Here is a 16609-nt window from a genome sequence, read left to right as displayed (position 1 = left end):
GACTGTGAGGTGGGCCCCCCGGCGAGGTGACAGCGGAGCTGTTCCTTTTTCCCCAGCGGCCTCCTCCCGAACCCCTCGTGTTTCGCGCTTCTGAGTGGTCATGTTCCGGCGGCCCAGGCGGCGAGGACGGTTCGGGTTTCTTCGGGGGTGGCTGGTAGGAGGCTCCGGGCCGAAACGTTCGGCGATGATGACGCGTCGGAGCGTCTACTCCGGGCGGACGGAGAGACGCAGCAGCACCGCCGACGGGGCCGACGGGAGGGAGACGTCGAGGGTGGCGGCCTTCGGGTCCCAGGCGGCTTGTGCCTTGGTGGTGGAGGGGTACAGGACATCGACGTCGACCCGGGCGCCGCGAAGGCTCGGGAACGGGAGGACGGCCGACTCCTCGGAGCCGTCGCCGGGCCGCCGCCAGACCGTGACGTAGACGGTGTCGGGGGTATCGGCGGTGGCGGCATTGTGCAGGGCCAGGGCGATCCACGGGTCGTACCAGCCGGGGAGGCCCAGGGGCCAGGCGGGGACGGCGGTGGCCAGGTCGCCGCGGATCGCCTTGTGCACGGCCACCGCCTCGTGCGCCAGGGCGAGGGCATCGGGGGCGAGTTCGGGGAGGCGGCCCGAGAGGTGGATGCGGCCGAGGAGGGAGCTGGCCATGGTGAAGGCGACCTCGTCCAAGGAGTCTTCGGGCTGCGGGTAGGCCCAGACCGCCCCCTGCTCCGGGGTGACCGCGGTGGGTGCCGCCGCCGCGATCGGGGCGTACAGCTCCAGGTTCTGCTGGTCGCTGGTGGAGTGCAGCTGGACGCGCGAGAGAAGGGCGTAATCGGAGCGCTGACCGCCGGAGGCGCAGCTCTCCAGGACGAGGCCCGGGTGGCGGTCCATGACGCCATCCAGCCAGTCGAGGAAAGCGCGGTTGTGGCCGAGCAGGCCGTCCGCCGGGGACTCACCGGGGTGGCTGCTGGTGCCCGAACCCGCGTCCACGTTGTAGTCGAGTTTGAAGTAGCCGATGCCCAGATCGCTGACGAGCCGGTCCACCGCCCGGTCCAGGTGGTCGCGGGCGGCGGGGTGGCGCAGGTCGAGGTGGTAGCGGCCGTTCGCATTGACGCGGGCGCCGTGGCGGCGGAAGAACGCCTCGTCGGGCAGGGCGGTGGCGATCGGGCTGCGCACGCCCACCACCTCGGGCTCCAGCCACAGCCCCGGAACCATGCCGCGCTCCCGTATCCGGTCCATCACCTCGCGGAGGCCGTGTTCGCCGGGGAAGCGGGAGGGCGCGGGCTCCCAGGCGCCGACGGTGTCCCACCAGCCGCCGTTCTCGTCGTCGTACCAGCCGGAATCGATGACGAAGTACTCGGCGCCGGCCTCGGCGGCGGTGTCGATGTGCGGCAGCAGGCGGGCGGTGGTGGGATCGCCCATCAGGCAGTTCATGTAGTCGTTGAAGATGACGGGGAGATGCTGGTGGTCGGGGTGCGGGCGGCGGATGGCCCGCCGGTAGCGGGTGAGCGCGGCGAACGCCTCGTCGATACCGCCGGTCTCGGTGAGGGCGAGAGCCACCGGAACGGTCGTGAAGCCCGCCCCCGACTCCAGCCGGTGCGACCAGCCGTGCCGGACGTTGGTGGGGCCGGACAGGGACAGGAACCCCGTATCCGCGCTCTCCCCGCACTCCCACAGCCAGCCGCCGCCGTTGGTCTCGAGCTGCCACAGCCAGGTCCGCCCCGTCGTGCGGTCGCTCAGCGCGCCCAGCGGCAGGTGACCGGCGCTGGACCAGGAACCCTTCCCGGCCTTGGTGAACACGCTCTTACGGTTGGCCATGTGGACGCGGCCGTTGATGTGCGGGACGGCCTGGCGCAACGGCCGCCGCTGCCAGCGGTACTCGCCCATCCACTCGTTCTCCGCCCACAGCAGGTCCGCGGTCTCCAGCTGCGCGGGATCCGTGGTCAACACGCCCAGCACGAGGGAAGTGACCGACTCCAGGCAGAGCGGGCGGCTACCCCCATTGCGCAGCTCCACCTGGCTGCGCAGGACCGGGATGTCGTCGGGCGAGCGGTAGACCACGTCGACGGCGAGGTCCGTCTCGGGGTCGTGCAGGCGGACGGTCAGCTGGTGCCAGTCCCCGTCACGCAGGGCGTCGTGGCCGAGGTAGCGCAGCCGCGCGCCGACGCTGTCGACCAGGCGCCGGCTCGACGGGTTCCCGGCCATGGCCGCCCACGACGGCCTCGACCAGCGGTAGCGGCTCCCTCGAACCGGCCGGCCTGGGCACGGTGCCGGGGGCGCCGAGGTGGCGGAGCCGTGGACGGTCGTCCTGGTCGGCGTCGATGACGAGGCTCAGGGCCTCGTGGCCCCAGGAGACGATGGTGCGGGTGTCACTCATGTTCAGGCGTTCCTTCATTCCTTCGGTATCAGCGGGTGGTTGGCGTGGCGAACGCTCGGCTCGCGTGCGCGGGTATGCCAGACCAGGTCCGTGGCCGCGAGCGGGTCGGCGTCGAGACAGCTGTGTCGAGGGTGTCGGAGACGGTCACCGCGTAGCCGTCCGCCTTGAGCGCGGTGGCGTAGCGGTCGGTGGCGGGCACGTGCCCGTCCCAGCCGCCCCGGACGACGAGGGCATGCTGGGCGAGCGTCACTGGTCCTCCTTGAGAGAACTGGTGGGCGCGGACGACCCGCTCGTTGCCGGTGTCGAAGGGGTGCGGTCGGCCCCGGCGTCCCCTGAGGAAGACGTCGGGGCCGGGCGCCGACGGTTACAGGGCCGCGGCCTCCTCGGTGGTGAGGAAGCGCAGGTTCTGCACGTGCTCGTTGACGAACATGGGCACGCCGTCCGAGGCCAGGTACCACGCCGGCTTGCCCCCGCTGTCGCGGATCACCCTGCCGTTGACACGAAGGTTCTCGAAGGTGACGTCTTTGATGAGGTGGTCGGCGTCGAGGCCGATCAGCAGTGAGGGTCCGGCATTCCTGCCGTTGTAGGTGAGGTCCTTGATGTAGACGGACTCGATGCCGCGGCCGGGTGCGGTGTTCCACTTCGGCATGTAGGTGACACGCATCTGCACGAGCTGGCCCCAGCGGATGTCCTCGACGCGGATGTTGTCGAACCTGACGTCCCGGACGAGGTTGCCGTCGCCGGGATTGATGGCGATGCAGCCCTGGGCGTTCATCTGCGGCTCACGGTGGTCGAGGATGTCGATGTTTTCGAAGTTCAGGTTCTCCAGCACCTCGAAGTTCTCGGGGTCGGGGTTGCCGTGGATGCCTATGTTGATCGGGTGGGCCACGTCGGCCCACAGGGAGCAGTTCTTGACCGTGATGTTGCGGGTGTCGCCGTAGTAATCGTTGCGGTGCGTGTAGAGGGCGATGCAGTCGTCGGAGCTGCGCAGGAAGCAGCCGTCGATGGTGACGTTCTCCGCGCAGTAGACGTCGATGCCGTCGCCCCAGCCCTGGTGGGTGAAGGAGCGCAGGCTCTTGATGGAGACGTTTTTCGACTCGGCGACGTTGGCCGCGTTGTACCGGGGGTTGAGTACCGTGATGCCGTCGATGTGGACGTTCTGGGAGTCGTGGATGTAGAGCGCGCCGCCGGTGGCGTTGTAGATGACGCCATGGCCGGTCAGCCGGGCGTTCTCCACTCCCTCGAAGATCACGTTGGAGGTGAGGACGGCACCGGCGGCCAGATAGACGGTGGTGCCGCTGGGCACCTTCAGCGTGCGGTCGGGGTGGGTGTGCAGGCCGGGCCCGAAGTACATGACCTTCTTGTCGCCCTGCTGGGGCGGGTTCTGCTCGATGGGGTTGGCGAGCAGGTGCAGGCAGTCGAAGATCTTGTCGTCGAGCTGGACGACGAGGTTGCGGGGCTGGTCGAGGGTGAAGCGCAGGGTGCTGCCCAGCACCTCGGGCTTGATGCCGTACGAGTCCGGGCGGATGCGGGCCTTCTCGAAGCCCCCCTTGGTGTAGGTGACCTCGACCTCGACGGTGCCGGAGAAGTCGAAGGCGGCCATCGAGGAGTTCTGGGCCTGGTGACGGCCGGTCAGGGGGTCGATCAGGTCCAGCTTGACCAGGTAGGCGTCGAGCCTCTGCCAGCTGCCACCGGCCGGGCGGACCTTGACGGTGAAGGCGGTGTTGAGGGGGACGCTCGGGAGGGTCGGGTGGATGACGACGCGGTCGCCGGTGATGTCGGACGCCGCGGCCGGGGTGGCGCCACGGGCAGTGCCCACAAGGCCGGTGGCGGAAGCGGCGACGGCACCGGTGACGGTCAGGGCGGTGCGCCGGGACAGGGACGAGTTGATCATGTCGGCTCCTAAGAACGCGTGGATGAAGCGGCCACGGCGGTACACGCCGCGGCCGACGTGGAAGCTGGTCTTGCCGAGGTAGGGGACGACGAATGAGTGGGGCAGCCCACGTCGCACCGGTCGCTGTCGCTGTCGTCGAATGCCTGCGGCGTCGTGCCGTCGGGGGCACCGTGGGTGGGCTGCCGGTTTTCCGGTGGATCAGTTCCTTGCGGCTGACGCCCGTGTCCCTTCCGCGTCGCCGGCGTGGAAGCGGACAGTGAGGGTCGCCGAGTGGGGGTGAAGACGGTGCTGTGGAAAGGCGTCCGGGCCGCAGGAGGCACTGCCGAGTCCGTGGTGGGCCAGGTCGAGGGTGAGCCAGAGGGTGCCGTCCGGGACGAGATCGCTGGTGTGCCGTGCCGCGTCCATCGCCTCGGCCGTCCACGGCCGCAGGGACAGGTCGATGCCGGTGGGTGCGGAGAGATGCAGGACCTGGCCGTCGGCCCAGCGGATCGCCGCTTGGCGCACGCTGCTGCGGTTGCCGTTCTCCTGAGGCCGCACATAGGGGGTCTGCAGTTCCTCCACGGTGGCGTGGAACCTGCCGAGGCGAGCGGCCCGCCCGCTGTCGCTGTAGGACTCGCCGGGCCCGCACCCGTACCAGTCGAGGCTTGCGGCGCCGCCAGGCAGACCGAGCCGGATCCCGAGTTTCGGCAGGGTGGCCGGCTGCGGCGGCCCGTCTCCGTGGCGCGGATCCCCGAGGTCGGTGTCGAGCTGGCCGACCGGGGTGAGGTCCAGCTTCAGTTCGAGGGTCTCGGAGTCGTACGCGGTCCAGGTCCAGCGCCCCCGTATGCCTCCGTCCTGACCGGCGGCCCGGCTGACGGTGTCGACGACCAACTGCTCACCGTGGACGGCGCAGTCGACTGTGCGGTGCACGAGCCGGTGCAGGCCCAGTCCCCGCCACGCCTGTGCCTGGCCGTTGCCGCCGCGGTCGTTGTCCGTGGGGGCTCGCCACAGGTCGAGTCGAGGGCTGACCAGTGCCAGGTCGCCGAGCCGGACAAGTTCGCCCTGGGCGCTGAAGGTCGCCTCGCCCAGGTTCCATCCTCCCGCGGTGTGCTGCGGGCGGACGGGGACCGGCTCCCGGCGCGGCTCCTCGTGCACCGGCAGGATCAGTTGTGTGAAAGCGATCTCGTGTCCGGCCGGGGCCCCGTTGTGGTCCTTCGCCAGTACGGCGCGCACGGTCAGGACCTGTTCGCCGCCGACCGACGGAACCGTGGTGACCACTTCGTCGAGGATCACCTCATGGCTCGTGCGCGCCGGAATCGGCGGCAGGTCCAGGACGCCGTCCGCCAGCGGGACCCCGTCGGCCTCCAGGCGCCAGTCGAAGGCGAGGAAGGAGGTGTCGAGGAAGTCGAAGTCGTTGCGGATCAGCAGCGCCAGCCGGTTCGGCGCGTGCTCCAGTCGCATACGTACGGGGGCGATGACGGCCTTGTACTCGAGGAGGCCGGGCGAGGGCGTGCGGTCGGGGAAGACCAGTCCGTCGGCGATGAAGTTGCCGTCGTGGACCACCTCACCGAAGTCGCCCCCATAGGCGTAGAAGGGCCGGCCGGTGTCCGGGCCCTCGGTGGTCTTCTGGAGGATGCCGTGGTCGATCCACTCCCACACGAAGCCGCCGTGCAGCCGGGGATACCGGTCGAACAGCTCCTCGTACTCGGACAGGCCGCCCGGGCCGTTGCCCATCGCGTGCGCGTACTCGCAGAGGATGAACGGCAGCCGTCGGCGGTGTGAGTCGGCCGCGGCGTCGGTGGTGCGGGGCTCGGCGTGCATCCCGATGAGGGCGACCTCGTCGGGAGTGGCGTACATCCGGCTGTAGACATCCACGTAGGGGCTGTCGTAGTCGCCCTCATAGTGGACGAGGCGGTCCGGGTCGCGGCGGCGGGTCCACTCGGCCATCGCCCGGATGTTGTCGCCCTCACCGGCTTCGTTGCCCATCGACCACATGACGATGCTGGGGTGGTTCTTGTCGCGTTCGACCGTCCGCTGGACCCGGTCCATGAGGGCGTCGCGCCAGCGGGTGTCGGCGGACGGGTTGTTCTTCCAGCCGAGCAGGCCGAACCCGTGCGTCTCAAGGTCGCATTCGTCGATCACCCACAGGCCGTACTCGTCGCACAGGTCGAGGAACCGGGCGTCGGGCGGGTAGTGGCTGGTGCGGACCGCGTTGATGTTGTGCTGCTTCATCAGCAGAACGTCGGCACGCATGGTTTCCAGATCGAGGGTGCGACCGGTCTCCGGGTGCCATTCATGCCGATTGACGCCCCTGAAGCGGAGGGGCGAGCCATTGACGGTGATCATCCCGTCGACGATCCGGACGGTGCGGAAGCCTACGGAGAGGGTGACGGTCTCCCCTTCGGAGCGCAGTGTGCCCGCGTACAGCCGGGGCGTCTCGGCCGTCCAGGGTTCGACGTGGGCGATCCTGTGCGGCTCGCCCACGGCCAGGCCGGTGATGCCGAGTTCGGGGATGTCCACCACGGCGGGGACGTCGCACTCGACGAGCAGCAGTCCCTCGCCGGTGCGGTGGTCGAAGTCCGCGTGCACGAAATGGTCGCCGATGGCACCCGCGGGCCGCTCGATCAGGTGGACGGAGCGGAAGATACCGGAGAGCCACCACATGTCCTGGTCCTCGAGGTAGCTCCCGGCGGACCACTGATGGACCCGGACAGCCACTACGTTGCGGCCCTCCCGCAGCGCGGGGGTGGCGTCGAACTCGGCGGGCAGCCGACTGCCGGTCGCCCAGCCGAGTTCCGTGCCGTTCAGCCAGACCGTGAAGTGCGAGTCCACCCCCTCGAACCGCAGCACCCAGCGTGTGCCGGGAGCGACAGAGTCGAGAACGAACTCCCGGCGGTACTCGCCGGTGGGGTTGTCCTCCGGCGGGTGCGGCGGATCCACCGGGAAGGGGTAGACCACGTTGGTGTAGGCGGGCAGGCCGAAGCGGGCCTCGCTCGTGTCGAGGAGGTCTCCGTTCTCGTCACGCAGGCCTTCCATCTGCCACAGGCCCGGAACACGCATGTGGTCCCATGCCGAGTCGTCGAACCCGGCCTCCTGAAACCCTTCGGTCATCTCCCGGACCGAAGGCCTGAGCCGGAACCGCCACCGACCGTCCAGATCGATCCTCCGGACGTCGCTGCGGGCGCTCGCCCTCGGCGCCAGACGCCCCTCGCCGGGACTGAACGAGGCAAGCCGTTGGCTCGTAGGGGTGTGCAGGGTCATGGAACGCCCTCCGTGGCGGGGTCGAATGGTTGGTGTGTCCTTCGGGCCTGGTACTCGGCCGGTGGCCCTGAGACGAGTGCGACTGCTAAGCGACTGCGACTACTTGAGAAAGCGCTTGCTATACCGGCATACGTGGGTGAACGAGCGCGCCGGCGGCATGCGCTCTCGCGCTCGGAAGGCCTACGGCATGGGGGCCAGATCGAGCCGGACGGGCTCGTCGCGGTCGCAGTGCAGTCTGCCGTCGACGACTCGTGCGGCGGCGACCTGGAGCGAGGAGCGGCGGGTGGCCAGGGTGCCGTCGTCATCGTTGGTGTATGCGGGGCGGCCGGGATGTGTGAAGTAGAAGATGTAGGCCGTCTCCCCCTGGACGACCACGTCGGCATGGAGGCCGATGTTGCCGTCGTCAGGACGGCTGCCCGGCGAGTCCAGGATCAGTCCCTGGTGCTCCCAGGTCGTCAGGTCGTCCGACCGCAGCACTCCCTGTCCGCGCCACTCGTCGACGATCATCCAGTAGTGGCCGCCCAACTCGAAGACGTTGGGGCCCTCGTGCCCACGGTGATCGAGCACCACGCCGGTGGGCCGCCAGTGGTAGAGGTCGGGGCTGTCGGCGGCGCAGGTGATCGAGCCCCGGGAGCCGTCCTTGAACCACATCCGCCAGCCACCGCCGGGCAGTGGGTACACGCATGCGTCGATGACCTGGTCGGCGTCGAGGTCGAGCTCCCCGTGATACGTCCACTCCAGCATGTCGGCGCTGGTGTAGTGACGGATGTGGGCGGCTCCGGTCCAGGAGTCGGGTACGCCGCGGATGTAGCTGACGTACATGTGGTACAGGCCGTCGTGCCAGATGATCTCCGGTGCCCAGAAGGTGTTTCTCCCCCACTCGGTGTCCAGGCCGGTGAGCGTGCCCCGGTATGTCCAGGTACGGCCGCCGTCCGCGGACGATGCCACGCCCAGGTCGGTACCGTGCACCCAGGCGAAGCCGGGGCCTGGGGCTGCGGCGCGGCGGTTGGTGTAGACGAGCCACCATTCGCCGCTTTGGCGGTGGTGGACGACGACGGGGTCTGCCGCCCCGTCATATACGGGGTCGCGGAACAGGGGGGCGTCGGCTACGGCGTTCACCGGTGGTCTCCCTTGTCTGTGGAGTGGTCTGAAGAACCGGGGCGGTGCGGCGGCGGCACCCGCTTCCCGGTCGGCGGCCAGGCGAGGCGAGGCATGAGGGTGGGCACGGGGGAACACGGAAGGGCCGGCCTGTGGCAACGGCGGTCAGCGCCGCGGGACCTCGGGAGGCTGGACCGACGGGCTCGGCAGGGCCGGCGATCGTACGCCTTGCCCGAGAACGCGGGAGGAGCTCTCCCTCCCCGACGGCCACGCCCGGTTCACGGCCCGCTCAGCCGCCTGTCGACTCCCGGATCACGAGGGAGAAGGAGCTGACGAACTCTTCGTGCTCCGCCCCGGGCCTGGTCTCCTCGATACGCCTGATCAGGAGGTCGACCGCCCGTTCGGCCATCGCGTCGTGGTCGGGGTCGACGGTGGACAGCGCAGGGACGAGGAACTCGCTCTCCTTGACGTTGTCGAAGCCGATGACCTTCACCTGATCCGGCACCCGCACCCCCGCATACGCCAGGCCCCGCAGCGCACCCATGGCCACGGAGTCGTTCACGCAGAACAGACCGTCGAAGTCGAGCCTGCTCTCGACCATCTCCCGGGCCCGTTCGACGCCTTCGGCCATGTCCGGCCTGTCCACCGTCTGGATCAGAGCCGGATCCGCCGGCAGGCCGGCCTTCTCCAGCGCCTGCCGGTAGCCCCTGAGCCGGAGGCTGGAGGTGTCGACTTCGTCGACGCCACCGCACAGGATCGCGATCCGTCGGCAGCCCCGCTCGATCAGGTGGCCGGTGGCCGCCTCGGCGGCGTCGACATTGGGCATGACGACATGGTCCACCGGACCGCCGAAGATCCGCTCGCCCAGGATGACCACCGGGTGATCCACCTTGAGGCGCTCGGCATCGGCCGGCCCCAGTCCTGCGGCACTGAGGATGAGCCCGTCATAGAGACGGTTACGTGACAGCGACAGCGCGGCGAGTTCGTTCTCCCGCGAAGCGCCGGTCTGCTCGATGCTCACCCGTAGGTTGTGGCGCTCGGCGGCGGCGATGATGGTGGCGGCGAGCCGGCTGTAGTACGGGCTGTTCACCTGGGGGACGGCGAGGCCGATGGTGCCGGTGCGGCCCTTGCTGAGATTGCGGGCCGCGACGTTGACGCGGTAGTCGAGGCGGGCCATCGCCTCGAGGACCTTCTCTCGCGTTGCCGAGCGCACGTTCGGATGATCGTTGATGACGTTCGAGACGGTCATCGCCGAGACTCCGGCCGCCTTAGCGACATCCCGAATCGTTGCCACGTTCGCCCCTGGTCTGCGGTCTTGGGTCTCACCCGGATACTGCGCCCGGCATTTGTCTGTGCCGTGCCCCAGTAAAAAGGAATTCTTTCTCTGGCACGGAAAGACAGCGCACAGGATCCCATACGTTTTTCTGCCCTGTGTCGGCATGAGTGATTCAGGGCCCCGTCTCGGCTCACATCTCGCGAGCCGTGCGGCAGTGTGCGCTCGTTCATGAAGGCCCCGTGAGCGACGACCTCGTCCTCGGTCACGGGGGTGCCGTCCCGGCCGCTCGCCTGGCGGACCGGTTCCGTCCCTCCAGCCGCGGTCGCCGGCGAAACAGCCGTCCGGCCGACGTGAGTTGGGGATGTCCGGGATGCGCCGGGGCCGCACGAAGCCCAGGCGGATGCCGCCCCTGCTGAACATCGGCGAGTCCTGCTCGCCCCGTAGGCCGCCGTGGCCGCAGCGGCCCAGCTGCTCGGTGACGTGGCCTTTCAGGTTGCGGCTGATCTTCGGTCGCTCGATGCCGAGGGTGATGACCACGGTGGGAGTTGGCACGGACGTACTCCAGCGGTGATGTGGTGATGCGGTGGCGTGTTCGGACCTCGGGCCGTCGGGCCGTCGGGTTGCGAGCAGGGGCAGTACGGCTTGGCCGGCCACGCGGCTCGCTGTCGGGTCAGTAATGACCCACTGTGCGGGGCTTGCTTGTACCGGTAAAAAACCTGCCACCGTGATGCCCCAGGCGTCAAGAGCCGTGCACCGGCTTGCTCGGCCTTAGGACCGTCAGCCCGCGCCGACGGGGTAATCCAACCCTCTTGACACCCTCGAATGGACCCACCTAATGTTCGCCGAAGTCTTTCAGCGACCGGTTTCGCGGTGCGGCCATTGCCGGACCTATTTCCGCCGAGCCGACGAGCCGGGACTGTCTCCCCCAACACTCACAACTGCCGCGCCGGCGGAAGCCGACGGTGGGAGAGGTGCGCGATGAAGCGACCCTGAAGATGCCCGGCAGCCGCCGGGACACCCGTGCCACTGCCCGTGTTCCCAATGAAGCGCCGGACGCAGGACCAGCCTGGTCCTTCCTCCGTCCTCGGGCATTCCGTTCAGCTACGGCGTTCACTGCCTCGCTCGACACCGGGAGCCTGCCCGCGCATGGGCAGCGCTGCCGACCGCCCCTGGGACGGGGCGGCGTCTGATCCCGTCGACGAACCGAGGCGCAGCCCGCACCGTGCAAGAGGCCCCGCACCGCGGCTGAGTGCAGACCGCGCGCTCCCGTCCGCTCTCCTCATGCCTTCCTGCGCGCAGCACTCGTCTGTCCGCATCCCCTGTATGCATCCGCACGAAAGGTTTCACAGGCATGCCTATCTCGTCCTCAGTCTCTCTCGACAGACGGCGTTTCCTCGCCGTCTCCGCCGGTGCCGCGCTCGGCGCGTCCGCGCTGTCCGCCTGTGCCGCTTCCGTCGACAACGGGAGTGGTTCCGGCGGCAACGGTTCGGGCGGTGGTGGCGGTAAAACGACGCTCACCGTCATGAGCAACGACAGCGAGCTGGGCAGTAAGGAGGTCATCGCGTACGCGGAGCAGACGCTGGGTGTGAAGATCAGCCTCGTCAACTATGACCCGACGAAGCTGAACGCCATGCTGGCCAGCAAGAACCCGCCGGACGTGGTGCGCGGCTACGGTGCACTGGACACGCCGTACTTCGCCGCTCGCGGGCTGATGACCGATCTGGACCCCTACTTCGCCAAGAGCTCGGTGCTCAAGGTCTCCGACCTGGACCCGGTCAATGATCTGTGGCGTTTCGACGGCAAGAAGCAGGGGTCGGGCCCGCGCTATGGCTTCACGAAGGACTGGAGCCAGGACGCGATGTTCTGGTACCGCACCGACATGTTCGACGCGGCGAAGCTGGACTACCCCAGCGACAGCGAGCCGCTGTCGTACGACGAGTGGCTGGATCTGGGCAAGCAGCTGGTCAAGCGGCGGCTGGGCAAGGTGAAGGTCTACGGCATGAATGCCGGGGGCGGCAACATCCAGATGTTCCAGGGGATGACGGCCTCGGCGGGCGGCAGCCTGTTCGCCGATGACCTGGCTTCCGTCGACTTCTCCTCGCCCGAGGCGCTGAAGGCGCTGAGCTGGTATCTGGAGTACGCCAAGGCCAACATCGGCCCGAGCCCGGTCAACCCGAACCCGGACGGCTGGGACTGGCCCACCTACCAGGCCAACCGGATGGCGATGGCCAGCGACGGCTACTGGTTCGGCGGGTCCATCGGCGGCGACGCCAAGCTCGCCAAGGTCTCCCGTTTCGCGCCCGCGCCGCAGCTGGGCAGCCACCGCATCAGCCCCTGCTTCGGCGCGACCGGCTACTGGATCCCCAAGGAGGCCAAGAACAAGGACGTCGTCTGGAAGCTCTTCGAGTGGTACATGGGCGGCAAGCCGGCCAAGGACCGGGCCGGCGGCGGCTGGGGTATCCCGGCGCTGAAGTCGCTGCACTCGATGATGCCGCAGGCCACGCCCTACCAGAAGCAGGCCTATGAGGTGCAGCAGCAGGAGCTGTCGTACCTGCAGGTGATGTCGATGACCCCGTACGTGCAGTCGACAGCCCTGGACGCGGTGATCAACAAGGTGCTGCCGGGTGCGGTCAAGTCCGGCACCTCGGCAGGGAAGGTCGCGGACGCGCTGAACAAGCAGATGAACGCCGCGATCGCCCAGGGCAAGGAGCTGGTGGGGTGAGCAGCGGACAGCTCCTGAAGGACTCCGCCCGGGTCGTGCCGTCCCCGTCGGGGGCGGCCGCCCGCCCGCGCCGCAAGCGGCTCTCCCTCAGGCAGCGCAGGATGGGCGCGTTCTACGCGTTCACCGGCCCCTGGGTGCTGGGCTTCATGGCCCTGACGGCCTACCCGCTCGGCTACGCGCTGTGGCTGAGCTTCACCAACTCCGACGGCCTGTCCAACCGCAGCCGCTTCGTCGGCCTGGCCAACTACAAGGAGGTCTTTTCCGACCCGGACACGCTGGCCTCCCTGGGCCGTACCGCGCTGTTCACCGGAATCACCGTGCCGCTGTCGATCCTTGCGGGACTGATCCTGGCGGTGCTGGTCAACCAGCCCATCCGCGCCCGCGGCCTGTTCCGCACCCTGCTCTATCTGCCCGCCGTCGTCCCGCCGGTCGGCGCGGCACTCACCTTCAAGCTCATCTTCGACCGCGACTCGGGCGCGGCGAACGGCCTGCTGGACCTCCTCGGCATCAACGGCATCACCTGGCTGACCGATCCCTACGCCCGCTGGGTACTGATCGTGCTGACGATGTGGGGCGTCGGCAACGTCATGATCGTCTCGCTGGCCGGCCTGCAGGACATCCCCAAAGAGCTCCTCGAGGCGGCGCGGGTCGACGGCGCCAACTCCTTCCAGTCCTTCACCCGCATCACCCTGCCGCTGCTCAGCCCGGTGATCTTCTTCCAGGTCGTCACCGGAATCATCGTGTCGCTGCAGAGCTTCGCGCCGCTGCTGATCGCCCTCAACCCCACCCCGGCAGGGGTGACGTCCGTCCCCCAGAGCAACTACTTCTACATGATCGACGTTTTCGCCCAGTTCTTCGCCAACGGACGCTACGGCTACGCCTCGGCGATGCTGTGGGTCCTCTTCGCGATCATCGTCTTCGTCACCTTCCTGCTCTTCAAACTCAGCAAGGGCGCCGTCTTCTACTCCGTGGAGCCGGAATCGGCGAAGAACAAGCCCCGCACGATGGGAAACACGTGATGGTCTTCGCCCGCCGCAGTGCGATCTACATGCTCCTGGTGGCGCTGCTCGCGCTCTTGCTCAGTCCCTTCGGCTGGCTGGCGATCACCGCACTCAAGGACGCCTCCGAGCTGCGGGTTCTCCCCATCCACTGGTGGCCCCACGACCCGAGCCCGGACAACTTCGCCGGGGCGCTGACCACGTTCGACTACCTCGGCTACGCCCGCAACTCCTTGACCATCGCCACGATCTACGCCGTGCTGGTCACCCTCGCCTCGGCGTGGGCCGGATTCGGCTTCGCCCGGCTCAACGCCCCGGGCAAGCGGGCCATCTTCGGCGTCCTGATGTCGACGATGATGCTGCCGTCGATCATCACCCTGATCCCGACCTACCTGATGTTCTCCGAACTCGATCTGGTCAACACCTACATGCCGTGGGTGCTGTGGGGACTGTGCGGCGCACCGTATCTGATCTTCCTGTTCCGGCAGTTCTTCAGCAACATGCCCAAGGAACTGGAGGAGGCGGCGATCGTCGACGGCTGCGGCACCTTCCGGATCTTCCTACGGATCTTCCTGCCGCAGTCGTGGCCGGTCATCGCCACCAGCATGATCCTGTCCTTCAGCTGGACTTGGGGCGACTACATCGGCCCCGCGCTGTTCCTGGACGACGCGCACACCACACTCGCGGTGAAGCTCGCCAACGGCTACGTCAACGCGCACGGCGAACCGATGCCCAACCTCGTCGCCTCGGGCGCCGTGATGTACGTCGTGCCCGTGCTCGTGCTGTTCCTGATCATGCAGCGCGGCTTCGTCTCCGGAATCGCCACCTCGGGACTGAAATGACGGGCGCCTGGGCAGCACCGCGCAGACGCACGTGCACGCACAGGCAGAGCACACCGGCCACGCAAAGTTACGTATAGATCCAAGTTTTGGGTTCAAGGGCCCACAAGCTTCTTCAGCGGCCCTTGAGAAGAACAGAGGAAATCCCTTGTCCTACAACATCCGCGCGGGCGGCCTGGAACGCCACACGGCCGAAGAGATCCTCCGCATCGAGCCCTGGGGGCCGCACGCGGTCCGGGTGCGGGCCTCCTCGGGGACCGTCGATCCCGCGGCCCCCGGCGCGCTGGACAACCCCCCGCCCTCCCCCGACGCCGAGTTGTCCGTATCCGACGAGGGCTCCGCCCGCCTGGTCAACGGCCGCCTCGCCGTCGAGGCCGCGGTGGACGGCAAGTTGAGGTTCCTCGACGCCGCCTCGGGCCGTGAACTGCTCGCCGACAAGACCCCGTACCACCACCACGGCGGTCCCCGCGTCCACGCGGCGGGCGGCCGTACGGAACAGCACTTCGAGGGGTACGAGGGTGAGCGGCTGCACGGCCTCGGGCAGCATCTGCACGGGCTCCTGGACCAGAAGGGCTGTGTGATCGACCTCGTCCAGGGCAACACCGTCGCCACCATCCCCTTCCTGCATTCCTCGCGCGGCTACGGACTGCTGTGGAACAACCCCGCCACCGGCCGTGTCGAACTGGGCACCGACACGACCCGGTGGGTCGCCGACGGCGGCGGGCGCGTCGACTACTGGGTCACCGCGGGCGACACCCCGGCCCAGATCATCGACGCGTACACCCTGGTCACCGGACGCCCGCCCCTCCTCCCCGAGTGGGCGTCCGGTTTCTGGCAGTCGAAGCTGCGCTACCGCACCCAGGACGAACTCCTCACGGTGGCACGGCAGTACAAGGAGCGCGGGCTGCCGCTGTCCGTCATCGTCTGCGACTTCTTCCACTGGCCGAACATGGGCGACTGGCGTTTCGAGGAGAGCGAGTGGCCCGACCCCGCCGCCATGGTCAAGGAGCTGACCGAACTCGGGGTGCGGCTCGCGGTCTCGGTGTGGCCGACCGTCGAGCCCGGCAGTGACACCTTCGACGAACTGCGCGCGTCCGGACACCTCGTACGGGACGCGGACGGCTGCCTCCTCACCTTCCCGTGGCCGTCGCGCAGTGCCGAGGAGCCGATGCGCCCGATGGCGTACTACGACGCCACCCACCCCGGAGCACGCGCCGCGCTGTGGCAGCGGCTGAACGACAACTACCGTTCGCTGGGCGTGAGTTGCTTCTGGCTGGACGCCTGCGAGCCCGACCTGAGCCGGGAGGTCGCCGAGCGCGCCGTCTACGCGGCCGGGCCGGCCGCCGAGGCCGCGCACCTCTACCCCGTGCTGCACACCCGTACGGTCGCCGAGGGCCTGGCCAAGGCGGGCGACGACCGGCCGCTGTCCCTGGTCCGGTCCGCGTGGGCCGGCAGCCAGAAGTACGGGGCCGCGCTGTGGTCCGGCGACATCCCCACCACCTTCGACTCCCTGTCGCGCCAGATCAGGGCCGGGCTGAACGTCGCGATGAGCGGCATCCCCTGGTGGAACACCGACATCGGCGGCTTCGGCGGCGGCAACCCGGACGACCCCGCCTATCGCGAGGTGCTGATCCGGTGGTTTCAGTACGGCACCTTCAGCCCCGTCATGCGCCTGCACGGCGACCGTGAGCCCAACCACCCCACGTTCTCCGCGGACATGAGCGGCGGGCCGAACGAGGTCTGGTCCTACGGCGAAGAGGCGTACGGCATCCTCCGGGAGCACCTGCAACTGCGCGAGCGGCTGCGCCCGTACCTGAGGGAGCTGTCCGAGGAGGCCCACCGCACCGGCGCCCCGCCGATGCGCCCGCTGTTCTTCGGCTTCCCCGAGGACGAGCGCGCCTGGGACGTGGACGACCAGTTCCTGCTCGGTCCCGATGTGCTGGTGGCGCCCGTGTACGAGGCGGGTGCGCGGACCCGCCGGGTGTACCTGCCGTCCGGGACGCGCTGGCTCGACCCGGTCACCGGAAGCGTGCTGGAGGGCGGTACGACGCTCGACGCGGACGCCCCGCTGGAGCGCATCCCCGTCTTCGTACGCGAGGGGGCATCGGTCGCGGCACGGTTGAGCTGACCAAACCCCTGTGGCCTCCTCGGACTTCTCGGCACCGTGGGGGACACCGTCACCCGGC

At 68.9% G+C, this 16609-nt stretch carries 11 protein-coding genes; 4 read left to right on the top strand and 7 right to left on the bottom strand.

Annotated features, from left to right (window positions below):
• Positions 1 to 204 precede the first annotated feature (204 nt).
• From ACYVO6_RS43980 to ACYVO6_RS43950, 7 genes are all read right to left on the bottom strand, one after another.
• Positions 205 to 2184, bottom strand: coding sequence for an alpha-galactosidase (locus ACYVO6_RS43980; protein ID WP_461071662.1), 1980 nt, complete (start codon positions 2182 to 2184; stop codon positions 205 to 207).
• Positions 2102 to 2356 (bottom strand): hypothetical protein, encoded by a 255-nt coding sequence (locus tag ACYVO6_RS43975; protein ID WP_461071660.1) that lies wholly within the window; start codon positions 2354 to 2356, stop codon positions 2102 to 2104. Before ACYVO6_RS43975 ends, ACYVO6_RS43980 begins: the two co-directional genes overlap by 83 nt.
• Before the next feature lie 28 nt (positions 2357 to 2384).
• Positions 2385 to 2606, bottom strand: coding sequence for a hypothetical protein (locus tag ACYVO6_RS43970; RefSeq protein ID WP_461071658.1), 222 nt, complete (start codon positions 2604 to 2606; stop codon positions 2385 to 2387).
• A gap of 114 nt (positions 2607 to 2720) precedes the next feature.
• The gene (locus tag ACYVO6_RS43965) at positions 2721 to 4247 is read right to left on the bottom strand and encodes a glycosyl hydrolase family 28 protein (RefSeq protein WP_461071931.1); all 1527 of its coding nucleotides are present in this window, start codon (positions 4245 to 4247) and stop codon (positions 2721 to 2723) included.
• A gap of 201 nt (positions 4248 to 4448) precedes the next feature.
• Entirely contained in the window at positions 4449 to 7340 is a 2892-nt protein-coding gene (locus ACYVO6_RS43960; RefSeq protein ID WP_461071656.1) for a glycoside hydrolase family 2 TIM barrel-domain containing protein, read from the bottom strand.
• 330 nt (positions 7341 to 7670) lie between these two features.
• Positions 7671 to 8609: a family 43 glycosylhydrolase gene (locus tag ACYVO6_RS43955; RefSeq protein WP_461071654.1), complete on the bottom strand. Its 939-nt coding sequence runs from the start codon at positions 8607 to 8609 to the stop codon at positions 7671 to 7673.
• Positions 8610 to 8877: 268 nt separating this feature from the next.
• A complete protein-coding gene (locus ACYVO6_RS43950) occupies positions 8878 to 9882 on the bottom strand; it encodes a LacI family DNA-binding transcriptional regulator (RefSeq protein ID WP_461071652.1) in 1005 nt (334 codons plus the stop codon).
• Positions 9883 to 11215: 1333 nt separating this feature from the next.
• Here ACYVO6_RS43950 and ACYVO6_RS43945 point away from each other — a divergent pair.
• From ACYVO6_RS43945 to ACYVO6_RS43930, 4 genes are all read left to right on the top strand, one after another.
• Positions 11216 to 12586, top strand: a complete 1371-nt coding sequence (locus ACYVO6_RS43945; RefSeq protein WP_461071650.1) for an extracellular solute-binding protein — start codon at positions 11216 to 11218, stop codon at positions 12584 to 12586.
• On the top strand, positions 12583 to 13605 hold the full coding sequence (locus ACYVO6_RS43940; RefSeq protein WP_461071648.1) for a carbohydrate ABC transporter permease: 1023 nt from the start codon (positions 12583 to 12585) through the stop codon (positions 13603 to 13605). The genes ACYVO6_RS43945 and ACYVO6_RS43940 overlap by 4 nt, the downstream gene beginning before the upstream one ends.
• The gene (locus tag ACYVO6_RS43935; RefSeq protein WP_461071929.1) at positions 13605 to 14426 is read left to right on the top strand and encodes a carbohydrate ABC transporter permease; all 822 of its coding nucleotides are present in this window, start codon (positions 13605 to 13607) and stop codon (positions 14424 to 14426) included. Before ACYVO6_RS43940 ends, ACYVO6_RS43935 begins: the two co-directional genes overlap by 1 nt.
• A 145-nt stretch (positions 14427 to 14571) precedes the next feature.
• Positions 14572 to 16551, top strand: a complete 1980-nt coding sequence (locus ACYVO6_RS43930; protein ID WP_461071646.1) for a glycoside hydrolase family 31 protein — start codon at positions 14572 to 14574, stop codon at positions 16549 to 16551.
• Positions 16552 to 16609 lie beyond the last annotated feature (58 nt).

It is taken from the genome of Streptomyces pseudoechinosporeus (genome assembly GCF_054783935.1).
This window is presented reverse-complemented; position numbering and strand designations above follow the sequence as displayed.